We start from the raw sequence: 15,310 nt of genomic DNA, 5'->3' as shown, positions 1-15,310 counted from the left end.
TCGTTCGGTTGATTCATGCATGGCGACAAGGCCAGGCGGATTTCCGCCTGGCCGTACTCAGGCCATGACGTTATGACTCAAAAGGACTTACCAAGAATCAATCCGTTGCTGGAAATTTCGGATTTCGACTCCGATGCCGGTAAACCTATGAAACTCTGCGTTCTGCCTCGCGGTGACGGTGGTGGCGAGGTGCGCTTCGCCATGCCGGCCGAGTATGTCGAGATTGCCCGTGAATTCGACGGAACACGGGACATCGATGCCGTGATCGAGAGCTACATGGAGCGCAGAAATTCGGACAGGGAAGCGGCCTGGCTTAAGCGTCTCGTCATGCAGTCTCTGATGCCGAAAGGGGTCGTCATCCGCGCGGATCAGGTGCCGGAAGAGGTTGCGGTGAGCAGCCAGTCGAATAAGGCCTTTCTGCATATCAAGCTGCCCATCATCAAAGCATCCGTGGTCGAGCCGATCGCCAAGTGCCTCGGTTTCCTGTTCCGGCCCACGGCAATGGTGCTGGGGCTGATCCTGTTCATCGGCATCCATATCTATGCGTACGGTTTCCTGTTCAGGGGACACCATCTCGAGTTCGATCAGCTCGGCATCACCAGCGTGATCGTGCTGATGCTCTTTTCCACATTGGCGACGATCTGTCACGAGTTCGGCCACGCGACGGCAGCGTCGCATTACGGCTGCAAGAACATGACGATAGGTTGGGGGCTGTACCTCATCTACACCGTTCTCTGGACCAATGTGTCCGATGCATGGAGGCTTCCGAGGCGGCAGCGCGCCGTCATCGATATCGGAGGCGTCTATTTCGAATCCTTCTTCCTCGTGGCGATGCTGCTGGCTTACCAGAGCACCGGCAACACCATCTATCTGTTCGGTTTCATCTTCGTCGATCTTTCGATTGCGAATACATTCAACCCTTTCCTGCGCATGGATGGATATTGGTTGGTCAGCGACATCTTCGGGATCGTCAATCTGCGCAAACAGCAGGAAATATGGTGGCAGGATGTACTTTCCTGGCTATTTACGTGGGGCCGCTATCGACCGAAGAGCACGCTGAAGAAGTCGGCGAAATGGGTCCTTGCCATCTATACCGTTTTCGGCACGCTCTTCATTGCCTACGTCATGAAGACCATTTTCGAAGTGGTCGTGCTGAGTGTCGTCACCAATCTTCCGACGTTCATGGGTCAGACCTGGCACAAGCTGGCATCGGACATGACTTGGCTGACGGTGTTGAAAGCGCTCGCAGAGTTCGGCTGGCGAATCTTGGTGATCGTCGGTGCGGGGCTGACCTTCTGGAACGTAGGCAAGGCGATCCTCAGTCTCATCACACGGATGCGCCACACGGCCCTCCACGAGAGGAGCGTGTGAATGCATCCTTCCGTCGAGCACACGGACGTCAGTGCCTCCCTGGTAGAGCGTCGGTGGATGGTTACACCCGACCTGATGCTGGAATCGCATGATGACCGGCACGTCGTCATCATTCATACCGCTACGGGAACGCGTCTGAAGGTATCGACAGGGGTTTACAACCTGCTTGCCCGATTTGAAAAGCCGCAGACGGTCAAGGAGGCGTTGGGTACTCTGGAAGATCCTCGCCTTCGTTCCGGTCTGCATGTGTTGATGGAGCGCGGTCTGCTCGTGGACCCCGATCACGTGCCGACGGTGGTGAAGCCGACACGCAAGCCCTCGCCGTATCGCTTCTGCAGTGTGCCTGCATACGGGACGGCTTCTGTCGACGTGGAGTTCACGGTGATCGGTGTCCCCTACGATCTCGGCGGCCAGGTGCCATGTCGCGAGGGGCCTTTGCGGTTGCGCGAAAAGTCGCTCGATTACACATATTTGGTGGATTTCGATTCTCGTCATCCACGAGGCTGGTTCGATGCAGATAGCGGAGACCGGATTCTAGAGGGAGCGCGCATGGTCGATGCAGCAGATCTGCTCGTTGAGTACGGGGAGACGCAGACTGAATTGTTTCGGCGTTTGCGCACTGTGTTGGGCGAGATCGTTGGTACGCGAAGCGTGCCCCTGATCCTGGGGGGCGACCGGAGCATTGCGTTCCCGGTCGTACAGTACCTGGCTCAACGGAGATCGCTCTCACTGGTTCAGTTGGTGCCAGAGTCGACACGTCACGCATCGCGCGGAGATATGGTCACGACGCAGGATGTGGGGATCCGGACGGGAGCACTGCAAAACGTGGTCGGGACACTTTCGATGGGCTCGCGGGAACATGTCGATGTTTTCCCGTCTCAGCCAGGCCATGTGGAAATATCGCTCGATGACTTGCGTGCTGTCGGTTTGAATGCGGCACTCCAGTCCTGGACGAAGGAAGGTGATGTTTTCTTGTCAGTGGACATGAGTGTGCTCGACGTCTCCATCCCGTCGCGCGGGAAGGGCCTGTCCATGCAGGAAGTCCGGCAGATTCTGCTTTTGATCGGACGTCGTCATCGCATCGTGGGGGTGGGCATATTCGGGCTCGATTCCTCGGGGAGGGAGGGCGAACTCCGTGTGATCTGCGGCTGTCACATCGCTTTGCTGGCGATGGATGCGGCGATGCATTCCGGACGTGCATCGCCATGATCGGCGGCATGGGCACTCCCACTCTTTTCGACTGGCCGGATCCTGGCGATGCGGCATCGGAGTCGGGCAACTTGTGTGCGATCGGTGTCCCGGCAGACCACGGAAACGGCGTCTCGCGCGGCGCATCGCTGGCGCCCGATGCGATTCGTCGAGCGGCATGCTCCATCAAGAAGCCCCCGTTTCGAGGGGTCGATCTCGGTGATCAGGCTGACTGCGGCTCCTTGGATCTGGACACGATTCTCTCGGCGCTACGAACCACCACGAAACGAGTGTTGGACATGGGGGGGCGTCCCCTTGTCATCGGAGGCGATCACTCGATCACGTTTGCTCCGGTCTCTGTCTTGCAGGAACGGCAGGATATCGGTGTGGTCTGGTTCGATGCGCATACCGATTTCAGTCCCTGGTCGGAAGGCGAAGTGCATAGCCACAAGCAGGTGCTTCGGCGCATCGAAGCCCTTCCCGGGGTGAAGCGCGTGGTCCAGGTTGGCTATCGCGGTATCACGGTTGGCGACGAACGATGTCTGGGCCCCAAGGCAACGGTATTCACCACGGCGCAGGCCCGATGCATGCCGGCTTCGGAATTGTTGCAAACCATGGCCGAAGAATTGCCCTGGTACATTTCGGTGGACGTCGATGTGGTGGACCCTTTCCAGGCACCGGGAACAAGCGCCCCGGTGCCGCACGGCCTCGATGCGTCGGTCGTGCGTGATTTTCTATCCGCCATCGTCCGCAGTCGTTCCGTGGTGGGCGCGGATGTCGTTGAAGTGAATCCGCGGCTGGATGTGCAGGGCGTCACCTGTGCGATCGCCGCAGATTTTCTCAGGGCCATTGCGGGCGGAGCGTAGGGAGCTTTTTGCGTCAGTTGATATATCAGAGCCGGGCGATAGCGAGGAGCGGACACACATGGAAGCGAAGAACATCCCGACATACGAACTGGGTGCATTCATCGACTTGATCGAGAAGTCGCCGGATATCCTCGCGGAGCATCCCTGTCTTATAACCGGTTTCGTGGAACAGTGGCCAGCCTATACGCAATGGAATCGTCACGCTGCGCTGCAGCGCCTCTTCGGCCATTTGCCCGTGACGGCAGGGGCTCCGCAATTCGTTACCAATGCACATTCCCGCATGTGTCAGGTGCGAACCACGTTCGGCGATTATCTCGAATATGTGAACGATCCGGCCCGACTTTCATCGTTGTTTCACGGCTGCTGGATCAAGGGGGACGAGTCGCTCTTTCGTGAGCTCGATCTACCGCTGTACTGTGGAAATCTTCAACTGGTGAGGCATGCCGCTTCGCCAGTGCTTAAGGATCTCTCGCCCCTTCTGCCAGGATCGCTGGCCTGCTTCAACGATGAGATTCCCTATTACTACCAGTCTGGAAATCATGTCTGGCTGTACGTGAGCCTTGCGGGTGCGTTGACGCCCTTGCACCAAGACAATAATGCAGTGATCGCGTATCTTGCGCAGATTCGGGGCTGCAAGGAAGCGATTCTATACAGTCCCGAAGACAAGGCGCATTTCTACAATCCGGATGTGGGCTACCTCGATCCGCTGGCGCCGGACGAGACTTTCTTCCCGACCTGGCGCGAGGCGCGACCCTGGACAGGAAGCCTGGCCGCCGGTGACTTGCTGATCTGGGGGCCACAGTGGGCCCATCATGTGGTGACTCGAAGCGACTCGATCACGGTCAGTTTCGATATCGTCAATCAGCTGAACCTGCAGGCGTACGCGGACGCGATGGACTGGCGCGCGGAGCTGGGGTTGTTCGCGCGCAAGCAGGCTGATCTGGTCCGGAGCCGGGTCGATGATGAGGATGTGCTCGGGAAACTCGATCAAGGACCGGTCGAGGAGCTCGGGTGTGCATTGATGATCTGCGTGCTGCGCGCGGCGCTGAAAGGAGAAGCCACGGCACGCTCGCGTCATGTGAAGGAGCAGTTGCTCCAGTATCTCGCTGACTGCGAGGTGGTCCCGGTATGAGTCCGGTTCCCGTGCACGAGGTCCCCGATCCCGAGGTCGGCGTACAGACGGATGCAGAGCGTGCGTGGATCCTCTCTCCTTGGATGGCGGCCGAGAAGCTTGATGAGTCGGCGGCAACGATCTATCTCTCCACGGACGGCACACGGATCCGGATACCACGAGCCTTATATGCTCTGCTGCTCGAGTTCAGGTCCGCGATGTCCCTGGCCGATTTCAGGATGCGTGGACTCGCGAATGAAAAGGCGGCCCGAGCCATCCTTCAGCTTCGAAAGAAAGGGTTTCTTGTGCCGGAGGATGACATCCCCGAGTCGTCCCCGCGTTGGGTCACGGATCCTCCGGTCCGCTTGTTCGATGTCCCTGTGCAGAAGATGGAGGCTGCGGAGGCTCAGGTTGTCGTGTTGGGCATTCCCTGGGATTTCGGGGATCCGGACGCGGCGGGCGCACGCCGCGGTTCACTGGCGATCCGGGATGCTTCGTTGCAGATGCTTTATCGCTTGAGCCGAGAGACGGGGCGACCACTTGGATGGTTCGATACCGATCGGCATCGGTTCGTGCTCGAGGGGGTCTCGATCGCCGACGCTGGGGATGTGATCGTTCACCATGGAGAGTCCAGGTCGTCGGTATTCGGGCGTGCGCAAAACGCATGGGAGGTTTTGACCCGAGACGGTGCGTTGCCGGTCCTGCTTGGCGGCGACGCGTCTGTGGCCGAGCCGCTGATCGTGCACATGCAGCGAAACGAGCCGCTGGATGTCATCCATGTCGGGCGCACGCGTTCCGGACGGTCTCGCTCCCCAACCATCGGGGGCCGTGCATGGCTGCACGATGTATCGTTGCTTCCGAATGTGGAGCGTGTTGTCTGTGTTGGATCTGTCGTCCCATCCGATCCTTTCGACCCGGCCAAGGCCACCGGAGTATCGGAAGAGACGCTATCCGGGAAGGTGACCAGCCTTCCTGTCGACGCGATCTTAAAGGATGGGCGCTGGTCCGTCGAACCGGCCCAAGGTGCTGCGAGACGGGTTCATGTCGGGATCGACATGGCGGTCATGGCCAACGCTCTCGACGGCACGGATTCAGGGTTGCTGGACTATCGGGATGTGCGCGATCTGCTATGCATGATCGGGCGCACGCACACGATCGTTTCCTTGGATCTATGCGGTTTGAATCCATGGCACCCGTGCTGGAACACGTTGTCGATGACGGCGTTGCACTTGTTGATGACTGCGTTGAGCGCAGCGAAGGATCCGATGTGACGCAAGCTCATCTACACACGGCTGAAGAGTGCCTTTTCGGCTGGCCGAGCGCCTCGCCGTCAACGGCATCTAGGCACGGGACGTTCGAAGTTATTGGTGTTCCGAGCGACTTTGGAAACAGTTACGTGTCCGGCGCCAGAAAAGGTCCGGAGGCTATTCGTCGAAGCAGTCTTGAAGTTTCTGCGCCTGACGCGAACGGGTATGACCACGGCGACGTGTCCGTCTTTGATGGAAGCGATTGGATGGATATCGTCGAGAGGAGTCGTCGAGCCATCGCCGATATCGTGGCCGCGGGAGCGTTTCCACTGGTGCTCGGAGGCGATCATGCCGTGTCCTATGCCGCGGTGTCGGCCATGTACGGGCATGGGCCCGTCGATATCGTATGGTTCGATGCGCACACGGACTTCTGTCCGCTCACGGATGCTTCCTGGCACAACCACAAGCAGGTGCTGCGGCGCATTGCAGGCTTGGGCCACGTTCGCCGCATGCTCGTGATCGGTCATCGTGGCATCACGTACTTCGATGAGTCGCGACAGGATGCATCGCTGGATGTGTTGCCCAACTGCGCGGATCATGCCGACACCGTCATCCCCGATGCATGGCTGAAGGGGTCGCTCCCGCTCTATGTGTCCATCGACATCGATGTCCTGGATCCCTGCGTTGCTCCGGGAACCGGGCACCCGGTGCCCGGAGGGCTGGATGTTTCGACGCTCTGCGAACACATTCGACAGCTGGCGAGGCACAGAAAGTTGCTTGGCGCGGACATCATGGAGGTCAATCCGATCCTGGATATTCAGGGGAAGACGAGTCTGGCTGCCGCGCATATCCTGTCGACGCTCGTGCGAGCGGTCAGCGGTGCACGCGCTGTGGCACAGCCGTCGTTGGAGATTCACGGGGAGGCTGGCGCGTGAAGCAACGAGCCATTCCCGTTGTGACCGCCGAGGAGTTCGAACTCCGTTTCGCGGAAAATCCGCGTCTGCTGCACGACAGCCCATGGGTGGTCAATGGCTACAGTGAGCACTGGCCCGGTTATCGGAAATGGCGTGAGATCGACTATCTCCGGTCGCGGCTGGGAGCGTTGAAGGCGTTCGCCAAGGCGCCGAATTTCGTCACCCATGTGCGTGATGAATTAGTAAGTGTAGAGACTGATTTTGCCCGCTATCTCGACTATATCAGCGACCCTGATCGGGTGCGGGAATTGTACGAGGGGCACTGGCTGGAGGGGTCATACGAAGCATTCGCTGCACAGGACCTGCCGCTTTATTGCGGCACGCTGCGTTTCGTGCACAGTGCCCAGGATCCGATTTTCGACGAATTCAAGCCGCTGGTTCCGAGGCCGATCGAGACATGGAATCACGCACTTCCCTATTATTACTCGCTGTTCAATCACTTGTGGCTTCTGGTCAGTCTACCGGGAGCGCTCACACCGCTGCATGTGGATAACAATGGCACCATTGCATTGATCGCTCAGTTGCGTGGACGCAAGCGTGCGACCCTGTATTCGCCGGACGATCATCGACATGTCTACAATCCAGCGGTGGGGTATCTGGATCCTGAGCGCCCCGATGCGAAAGACTTTCCGACGTGGCAAGACGCGGAAAAGTGGACCGCGGATGTCGAGGAGGGACAGGTTCTGTTTGTCGGTACGGGCTGGGCGCATCACGTCTGTACCGTGGAGAAGTCCATTTCCATCAGCTTCGACTTCGTGGATGCCAGCAATCTTGCTGATTACGCCCGATCCGCGGACTGGGCGATGATGCTCGGCAAGCGGGTGCAAAAAAATCCGGATATCTTCCTGTCGAAGCTGGGGGGCACTCTGACTCACGCACAGGTGGAGACGCTTTCCGATATCGAGATCGGGAGACGAGTCATGGCGGAAATTCTCCGGGCTGCAACGGTTTCGGATTCATCGGCAAATACGCAGCCTATCCGTGAAGCGTATCTGCATCATTTGATGCAGTTGGCGACCTAGTGCACTACGGTCGGCGTTTCAGCGACAAGTGTCAGTGTGAGCCGCGCATGCACAAGCACTTGCAGCGAAACTCTCCGGACTCCGGTGTATGCGCCGCCTGAATTCTGCTGACGCCAGTGCGTGGGCCTGTCGAGAGAGCAAGCATCTTCCGAAGGGATGTCAGGCGTGTCCCAGTTGCTGCGAGGCGACGACGGCTTCGACGCGGTTGCGCACGTTGAGCGCGCGGAAGATCGCTGCCAGATGGATCTTGACGGTACCTTCGCTGATGCCGAGTTCGCGCGCGATGACCTTGTTCGGGCTTCCGCGTGACAGCAGACGGAGCACGTCCAGCTGGCGGTCGGTCAGCAGTTCGGCGAGCTGTTCTTCCTGGGATGCCTCCGAGGGGTCGCCGCTGTCGAAGCTGAAGCGTTCGCCGTCGTTGGAGGACTGGTTCAGCGCCATCGGCGGAATGTAGGTGCCGCCCGAGAGCACGAGGCGGATCGCCGACAGCATGACGTCGGGCGAATAGGCCTTCGGTATGAAACCGTGCGCACCGCTGTCGATGAGCTTGTTGATCAGGCCGCTGTCCTCGCAGCCGGACAGGATCAGCACGCGCATGCGCGGCTGTATCCGCAGCGCTTCGGTGATGTGCCGGCAATCGCGTGCGCCGGGCATGGACAGGTCGATGAGGGCGATGTCCGGTGGCGGCGATTCACGCAGAATCGCGTAGAGTTCGTCCACCGTCGTGGCGACGACAAACTCGTTGTCCGGACCGAGCTCGGACAGTTTGAGCCTGACGCCTTCGACCACGAGCCTGTGATCGTCTGCGATCAGTACGCGCATCACGGTTCTCCGTGTGACTGGCCTTGATTCTGCTCCACCGGGACGGGCACGGCAAGGTTCGTGGCCTATGTCATAGGAAATAGGCGGAGTGGTCGTTCAGTCGTCGGTCGAGACGGCGGCGGCCCGCGTGCGCGTGCGCAGCAGGGTGATGATGGCTTCGCGCAGCGGTTCGGACGCGACCGGCTTGAACAGGATCGGCACGCCGGACTTCAGCGCTGGCTGCAGGCGGCTGCGCTCGGTTTCACCGGTGACCAGCAAACGAGCGAACGGCGGGTTTCCGGGCTTGGCGCCGTAGTGCTCGGCCAGGGCATGCAGGGTCTCGACGCCGTTGCGGCCGGTGCCGAGATGCAGGTCGGAAATGACGATGTCGGGTACTTCGCTGCGACTGGCCTGTTCCAGCGCGCGGTCGCAGTCGGTCGCCATGCGCACCTTGCAGCCCCAGCTACGTAGCAGATCGTGTATGCCGGCGAGGATGGCCTGGTCGTCGTCGACGACCATGACGCGCACGTCCTTCAGTTCCAGGGAAGGATGCGTGCGTGGCAACGCGCGCGGCTTGTTGCGGATGGGGGAGGTCGTACGGCTCTTGCTACGCCCGCGACGCACCAGCAGCGTGAACAGCGTGCCGCGTCCGGGATGCGAGCGCAGTTCGACTTCGGTGCCCAGCAATTCCGCCAGGCGCTGTACCGTCGACAGACCCAGCCCGAGGCCGCGTTGACTGCCGGATTGGGCGGGTACGTCGCGGTGCTCCTCATGTCCCGAATCGACCCGGTAGAACTCCTCGAAGATATGCGCCTGATGCTCCTCGGGGATACCGATGCCGGTGTCGCGAACGTCGATGCGGATACGATCGCCGCGCAGGCGTGCGCCTACCAGCACGCCGCCTTCGCGGGTGTAGCGCAGCGCGTTGCTGACCAGATTGTTGAGAATGCGCGCGAGCATGGTGCGGTCGCTGTGCACCCACACCGGCGTGGGGCGCGTGATCAGTCGCAGTTCCTGCTTTTCGGCCTGGATGCGGAAATTCCGGCTGACCTCCTGGAACAGTTCGTCGAGCGGGAAGTCACGCAGTTCCGGTTGCATCGCGCCGGCCTCCAGGCGCGAGAGGTCGAGCAGTTCGCTGAACAGGCGATCCAGGGATTCGATGCACTGCTGTACGTGCGAAATGCGGTCCAGGCGTTCGGGTTGGGTCTCCTGTTCGGCCAGCGAGGAGGAGAACAGGGTCAGTGCGTACAGGGGTTGCCGAAGGTCATGGGTGGCGCTGGCCAGGAAACGGGCCTTGGCCTTGCTGGCCTGTTCCAGTGCATCGTTCTTGCGCGCCAGTTCCTGCGTGGCGTTCTCGATGCGTCGCTCCATGTCGCGGTGCAGGGTATGCAGACTGGCTGCGGCCTTGTTGAAACCGCGCTGCAGCTCGCCGATTTCGGAATCGTCCGTGACCTCGACGGAAAGCGCGTGGTCGAAGCGTCCGAGCCCGCCCATGGCCACGGACAGGCGTCGCAATGGCGCACTGATCCAGCGCGCCTGCTGCCAACTCAGGAGAATGGCCAGCAGGATCGCGATGCTTACCCACAGCAGGGTGTCGAGGATGTCGGTGTACTGCGTGAGCAGGGATGCCTCGGTGTCGATATGCACGACGAGCGTGCCGAGCGATTTGCCGCCGGCGTCGCGCTGGGCGATGTCCTGACGCAGCTGGATCAGCGAGGCATTTTCCGGAACGGGACTCTGCGCGGCGGCGATGATGCGACCGGTTCCATCGAGGATGCGGACCTGATTGACGTGCGGAAGGCGGCCGATGGAGCGCGCCAGGCGACGCAGTTCAGGCAGATTCCGGTTGCGCAGAAGAGGGGCTGCATCGACTGCGGCCTGGGTCATGTAGGCGCTGGCCGTGCTGCGCGTGAGATCCTGCAGTGTGCCGATCTGGTGGCGCGTCAGAAGGATGGCCAGGAACATGGTCGAGACGACCGAAGGCACCAGTGCCACCAGGACGAGCCGCTGCACTAGTGAAGCGCGCCGCCACCATTTACTGAGTCGTGAAGGTGCACGATCAGACATGTTTGCCGCCCCCGTTGCGGTGGCGTGGTCGATGGTGGGATTGTAGCGCTTCGGCCTTCGGCTTCAATCCTGACCGGATTTCCGCTCTCCGTTGCGTGCCTGCCGTCTGCGGATGACGACCGGGAGCACGGCGAGCAGCGCCAGGGCGCCGAGTGGAAGCAGCATGTGCGGATCGAGGAACAAGCGCCAGCCCATGGCTTCACCCGCCGCAAGGTTGCGACCAAGGTCCGCACCGATGGCGGTTTCGAAGATCAGCATGATCGAACCGCCGACGAAGCTGCTGAGCAGGAACAGCCACATCGGGCAGCGCAGCCAGGCCAATCCGACGGTCACGGCGCCGAACGGGAACACCGGCACGAAACGTAGAAAGAACGTGTAGTTGACCGGATGCTGCGCGTATCCGTGGCGCAGCCGTTCGACCACTCGGGGGGCGGGCTTGCGGCCGCATCCGAAGGCGTAGCGGCTGGCCAGGAACAGCAGCAGCGAGCCGAGCAGCAGTCCGATCGAGGACAGCAGCGTGCCCTGGATTTCGCCGAAGACCAGACCGCCAGCGATGATGACCAGCAGGCTCCCCGGTATGCCGGTGGACGTGACCAGAGTGAGCAGGCCGATGTAGGCCAGACGCGAAAGCCAGGGGTGCTGCTGTACGGCTTCCAGCAGTGCGGCATGCTCCTGCGCCAGGCGTCCCGGCGCCAGATAGCTGCCCATGCCTCCGGCCAGCAGCACGATGCCGGTAGTCAGCAGCAGCAGCAGAGGCAGCATGGCGCGCAGGCGTTTCACGGGGCGAGGGTCCGTTCGGTTCCGGGAGCGAAGTGTACGGACCCCCATCCTAACGAAACTCCAGCGCGACGCTCTGCCGCAGACACAGCGATTCGGACCGGCGATGCTTCACGCACGGCGCGCGAACACCGTGATTTCCTCGCGATCGTGGTACAGCTGCCGCGCGCGCAGGTCCAGCGTTCCGTCGACACGGTCGCGAAGGAGGTCCAGGCATAGCTGGACTTCTGCATAGCGTTTCTTCATCGGCAGCTTGAGATTGAAGATTGCCTGCCGGCACCAGCCCTGGCGCAGCCATTCGGCCATGCGCGCGGCGACGCGGCGCGGTTGCTCGACGATGTCGCAGACCAGCCAGTCGACGGGCTTCGGCGGCTGATAGCGGAAGCCGTCCGCGCGCAGGTGCTCGACCAGTCCCGACTCCATCAGGGCCGCGTCCATCGGGCCGTTGTCGATGGCCGTCACGTGGATCGAGCGACGCACGAGTTGCCAGGTCCAGCCGCCGGGCGCCGCGCCCAGGTCGACGCCGCGCATGCCCGGCTGCAGCCAGGCCTCGCGTTCGCGTTCGTCGAGCAGAACCAACAGGGCTTCTTCCAGCTTCAGGGTCGAGCGACTGGGTGCGCCGCGCGGAAAACGCAGTCGCGGGATGCCGCCCGGCCAGGGGGCGCTGGCGCGGATGTCGGTGGCGCAGACGAGCGCCTGGCTCGGAGAAAGCAGGGCCACATGCAGACGCCAGTGCGCGTCGCGGTCGATCGCGTGTTTGCGCTTGAGGCCCGCGATCAGTGCGCCGTTCAGCGCCCGGCACAGCGCGCTGAGTTCGCGCCCGGCATCGCTGTCGGCCGACTCGACCCAGGCGTCGCACCAGCGTCGTTCGTCGCTGGCGATGAGTGGCAGCAGGACGGACAGGCGGTCCTTGCGCGGCAGCTCCTCGATCCGGCCGATGCCGTGCATCAGCTGGCGGGCGAAGATCGGCCGCTCGGCACCAGCAGCCTCGGCGATGTGTCCGGCGAGGTCGGAATCGAGCGCGACGAATTCGACGAAGCCTTCGCCGGGCTTGGCGCGCGCGTAGCCGCCACCGCCGAAGCGGGTGTCCAGCGCGCTCAGCTCCTGCGCGCATTCGGCCTCGAAGCCGGGACGGCACCAGGCCAGCAGGCGATGGCGCGCGTCGACGCTCACCGGCCCTTGCGGGCCCAGGTGTCGCGCAGGCTCACGCTGCGGTTGAAGACCGGGCGCTCCGGACGATGGTCGTGGCGGTCGGCGACGAAGTAGCCGGTGCGCTCGAACTGCCAGTGCGCTTCCGGCTCGGCCGCGGCCGCGGCGGGTTCGATGTAGCCCTGCACGACGCGCTTGGCTTCCGGATTGAGGTAATCCTTGAAGGTCTTGCCGTCGCGCTCGTCGCCCGGGTTCTCGGCATCGAACAGGCGGTCGTAGAGGCGAACCTCGGCTGCGACCGCGTGTGCGGCGCTGACCCAGTGGATGGTGCCCTTGACCTTGCGGTTCGTGTCGTTGCCGCCGGGCCGGGTTTCCGGGTCCAGCGTGCAGCGCAGTTCGGTCACTTCCCCTGCATTGTTCTTGACCACCTCGTTGCAGCGAATGATGCCGATGCCGCGCAGACGCACCTCGCCCTCGGGCAGCAGGCGCTTGAAGCCCTTGGGCGGCACCTCGGCGAAGTCGCCGCGTTCGATCCAGACCTCACGCGAGAACGGCAGCGCGCGCGTGCCGAAGCTTTCGTCCTTCGGATGGTTGGGGAACTCGATGGTTTCCTCGTGGCCTTCCGGCAGGTTGGTCAGCACCAGCTTCAGCGGATCGAGCACGGCCATGCGGCGCGGCGCGCGAGCGTCGAGCTCCTCGCGCACGCAGCCTTCGAGCACGCCGAAGTCGATGTTGCTGTTCTGCTTGCTGACGCCCATGCGTTCCCAGAAGGCGCGCATGGCGGCGGCGGGAAAGCCGCGGCGGCGCGCGCCGGACAGGGTCGGCATGCGCGGATCGTCCCAGCCGTCGACCAGACCTTCCTGCACCAGTTGAGTGAGCTTGCGCTTGCTCATGATGGTGTAGGTGAGATTGCCGCGGGCGAACTCGATCTGGCGCGGCTTGCTCGGTGCGGTCGGGATGCCGGCCTCGACCAGCGGCTGCCACAGGTCCGGGTGTCCGGCCAGGTCGACGTGGTCGACGAACCAGTCGTACAGCGGGCGGTGGTCCTCGAACTCCAGCGTGCAGAACGAGTGCGTGATGCCTTCCAGCGCGTCCGACAGGCAGTGCGCGAAGTCGTACATCGGGTAGATCGGCCAGGCGTCGCCGGTGTTCTGGTGGGTCTGCTTGCGGATGCGGTAGATGGCCGGGTCGCGCATGTTCATGTTGCCGGCGGTCATGTCGATCTTCGCGCGCAGGGTCTTCTCGCCGTCGCCGAACTCACCCGCGCGCATGCGCCGGAACAGGTCCAGGTTCTCCTCGACGGAACGATCCCGGAACGGCGAATTGCGGCCCGGCTCGGTCAGCGTGCCGCGGTATTCGCGTACCTGCTCGGCGTTGAGGTCGTCGACATAGGCCTTGCCGTCCTGGATCAGCTTCTCGGCGGCGCGATAGAACACTTCGAAGTAGTCCGAGGCGTGGCGCAGTTCGGCCCACTCGAAGCCCAGCCAGTGCACGTCGTCCTGGATGCCCTGCACGTACTCGGGCAGCTCCTTGCCGGGATTGGTGTCATCCAGGCGCAGGTTGCAGCGGCCGCCGAACTCGGCGGCGATGCCGAAGTCCAGGCAGATCGCCTTGGCGTGGCCGATGTGCAGATGCCCGTTCGGTTCCGGCGGGAAACGCGTGCGGATCGACGGCTGGCGACCGGACTCGATGTCCTCGCGCACGATCTGTCGGATGAAATGCTGTACGGGGGCGGTCTCGCTCGCCATCGGCGTTCACTCGTCGCAATGCTGCAAAGCTGCACAGTTTAGCGCAGGTCCGGTGCGCGCAGGCCAGTCATCGCGCGGTTCGCGCACAGTTGCAGTGCCTGCGCGGCGCGAGTAGCTTGGAGCCATGCGCACCATCTACCACGCCGAATCCATGATCGACGCGCATCTGGTCAAGGACGCGCTCGAGCATGAAGAGATTCCCGCCTTCATCGCCGGCGAGCACTTGATCGGCGGTGTCGGCCAGCTGCCCGCGCGCGATTTCATCACCGTGGCCGTGCCCGATTCCTGCATCGAGCGGGCCGCACCGATCGTCAAGCGCATCGAGGCGCAGCTCAGCGAAGCGCGTCGCAGCGCCGCCGAGGACCCGGACTGGGGCGACTCGACGCTGCCGGCCGGCACCTGATGCGCCGCCGCTCTGGCATCATGCGGGTCCGTTCCGCCGGACCCGATCGACGATGCACGCACTGAACGCGCTGATCCGCGACATTCCCGATTTTCCCAAGCCGGGTATCGTCTTCAAGGACATCACGCCCCTGCTGGCCGATGCCGCCGGCATGACGCAGTGCATTGAGGCGCTGGCCGAGCCCTGGCGCGGTAAGCGCGTGCAGGCCGTGTGCGGCATCGAGGCGCGCGGCTTCATCTTCGGCGCGGCGCTGGCACAGGTGCTGGGTGCGGGCTTCGTGCCGGTGCGCAAGCCGGGCAAGCTGCCGGCCGACACCGTGGGCGTCGACTACGCGCTGGAATACGGCAGCGACCGGCTCGAAGTGCATCGCGACGCCGTGCGTCCGGGCGAACGCGTGCTGCTGGTCGACGATGTGCTGGCCACCGGCGGCACGCTGGAAGCGAGTGCCGAGCTGATGCGCTCGCTGGGCGCGGAGCTGTGCGGCGCGTCGGTCGTGATCGAGCTGGCGATGTTGCAGGGGCGGGAGCGCTGGGCGTCCGACGCCCCGCTGCACAGCCTGCTGCGCTACGACTGAACGCAGCGAGAC

The 15,310-nt window shown here is 62.7% G+C and carries 14 protein-coding genes; 9 read left to right on the top strand and 5 right to left on the bottom strand.

What is annotated here, in order from left to right; all coding sequences use genetic code 11:
• Positions 1-15 precede the first annotated feature (15 nt).
• Genes BTJ49_RS02025 through BTJ49_RS01995 form a run of 7 tightly spaced genes read left to right on the top strand, consistent with a single transcriptional unit; the run spans position 16 to position 7,779 of the window.
• On the top strand, positions 16-1,371 hold the full coding sequence (locus BTJ49_RS02025) for a hypothetical protein (protein ID WP_146742234.1): 1,356 nt from the start codon (positions 16-18) through the stop codon (positions 1,369-1,371).
• Positions 1,372-2,580 carry an arginase family protein gene (locus BTJ49_RS02020; protein WP_113063679.1) on the top strand — a complete coding sequence of 403 codons (1,209 nt, stop codon included), beginning with the start codon at positions 1,372-1,374 and terminating at the stop codon, positions 2,578-2,580.
• Positions 2,577-3,425, top strand: coding sequence for an arginase family protein (locus BTJ49_RS02015; protein WP_113063678.1), 849 nt, complete (start codon positions 2,577-2,579; stop codon positions 3,423-3,425). Before BTJ49_RS02020 ends, BTJ49_RS02015 begins: the two co-directional genes overlap by 4 nt.
• A gap of 58 nt (positions 3,426-3,483) precedes the next feature.
• Entirely contained in the window at positions 3,484-4,557 is a 1,074-nt protein-coding gene (locus tag BTJ49_RS02010; RefSeq protein ID WP_168184632.1) for a cupin-like domain-containing protein, read from the top strand.
• The gene (locus BTJ49_RS02005) at positions 4,554-5,807 is read left to right on the top strand and encodes an arginase family protein (protein ID WP_113063676.1); all 1,254 of its coding nucleotides are present in this window, start codon (positions 4,554-4,556) and stop codon (positions 5,805-5,807) included. Before BTJ49_RS02010 ends, BTJ49_RS02005 begins: the two co-directional genes overlap by 4 nt.
• Entirely contained in the window at positions 5,723-6,718 is a 996-nt protein-coding gene (locus BTJ49_RS02000; RefSeq protein ID WP_168184631.1) for an arginase family protein, read from the top strand. The genes BTJ49_RS02005 and BTJ49_RS02000 overlap by 85 nt, the downstream gene beginning before the upstream one ends.
• On the top strand, positions 6,715-7,779 hold the full coding sequence (locus BTJ49_RS01995) for a cupin-like domain-containing protein (RefSeq protein WP_113063674.1): 1,065 nt from the start codon (positions 6,715-6,717) through the stop codon (positions 7,777-7,779). Before BTJ49_RS02000 ends, BTJ49_RS01995 begins: the two co-directional genes overlap by 4 nt.
• Positions 7,780-7,938: 159 nt before the next feature.
• On the opposite strand, the gene BTJ49_RS01990 is transcribed toward BTJ49_RS01995, so the two are convergent.
• The 5 genes from BTJ49_RS01990 to BTJ49_RS01970 all read right to left on the bottom strand — a co-directional run bounded on the left by BTJ49_RS01990 (position 7,939) and on the right by BTJ49_RS01970 (position 14,321).
• A complete protein-coding gene (locus BTJ49_RS01990; protein ID WP_113063673.1) occupies positions 7,939-8,601 on the bottom strand; it encodes a response regulator transcription factor in 663 nt (220 codons plus the stop codon).
• 96 nt (positions 8,602-8,697) lie between these two features.
• Complete coding sequence (locus tag BTJ49_RS01985; RefSeq protein ID WP_240601690.1) at positions 8,698-10,593, bottom strand: hybrid sensor histidine kinase/response regulator; 1,896 nt, start codon at positions 10,591-10,593, stop codon at positions 8,698-8,700.
• A gap of 117 nt (positions 10,594-10,710) precedes the next feature.
• Positions 10,711-11,427: a VTT domain-containing protein gene (locus BTJ49_RS01980; protein ID WP_113063671.1), complete on the bottom strand. Its 717-nt coding sequence runs from the start codon at positions 11,425-11,427 to the stop codon at positions 10,711-10,713.
• Positions 11,428-11,535: 108 nt separating this feature from the next.
• The gene (gene rlmM, locus BTJ49_RS01975) at positions 11,536-12,597 is read right to left on the bottom strand and encodes a 23S rRNA (cytidine(2498)-2'-O)-methyltransferase RlmM (protein ID WP_113063670.1); all 1,062 of its coding nucleotides are present in this window, start codon (positions 12,595-12,597) and stop codon (positions 11,536-11,538) included.
• The gene (locus BTJ49_RS01970) at positions 12,594-14,321 is read right to left on the bottom strand and encodes a glutamine--tRNA ligase/YqeY domain fusion protein (protein ID WP_113063669.1); all 1,728 of its coding nucleotides are present in this window, start codon (positions 14,319-14,321) and stop codon (positions 12,594-12,596) included. Before BTJ49_RS01970 ends, rlmM begins: the two co-directional genes overlap by 4 nt.
• A 124-nt stretch (positions 14,322-14,445) precedes the next feature.
• Here BTJ49_RS01970 and BTJ49_RS01965 point away from each other — a divergent pair, with 124 nt between their 5' ends.
• On the top strand, positions 14,446-14,724 hold the full coding sequence (locus BTJ49_RS01965; RefSeq protein ID WP_113063668.1) for a DUF2007 domain-containing protein: 279 nt from the start codon (positions 14,446-14,448) through the stop codon (positions 14,722-14,724).
• A 52-nt stretch (positions 14,725-14,776) separates the two neighbouring features.
• Entirely contained in the window at positions 14,777-15,298 is a 522-nt protein-coding gene (locus BTJ49_RS01960; RefSeq protein WP_113063667.1) for an adenine phosphoribosyltransferase, read from the top strand.
• Positions 15,299-15,310: the final 12 nt, after the last annotated feature.

The sequence above is a fragment of the Oleiagrimonas sp. MCCC 1A03011 genome (assembly GCF_003267965.1).
Classification (GTDB): domain Bacteria; phylum Pseudomonadota; class Gammaproteobacteria; order Xanthomonadales; family Rhodanobacteraceae; genus Oleiagrimonas; species Oleiagrimonas citrea.
This window is presented reverse-complemented; position numbering and strand designations above follow the sequence as displayed.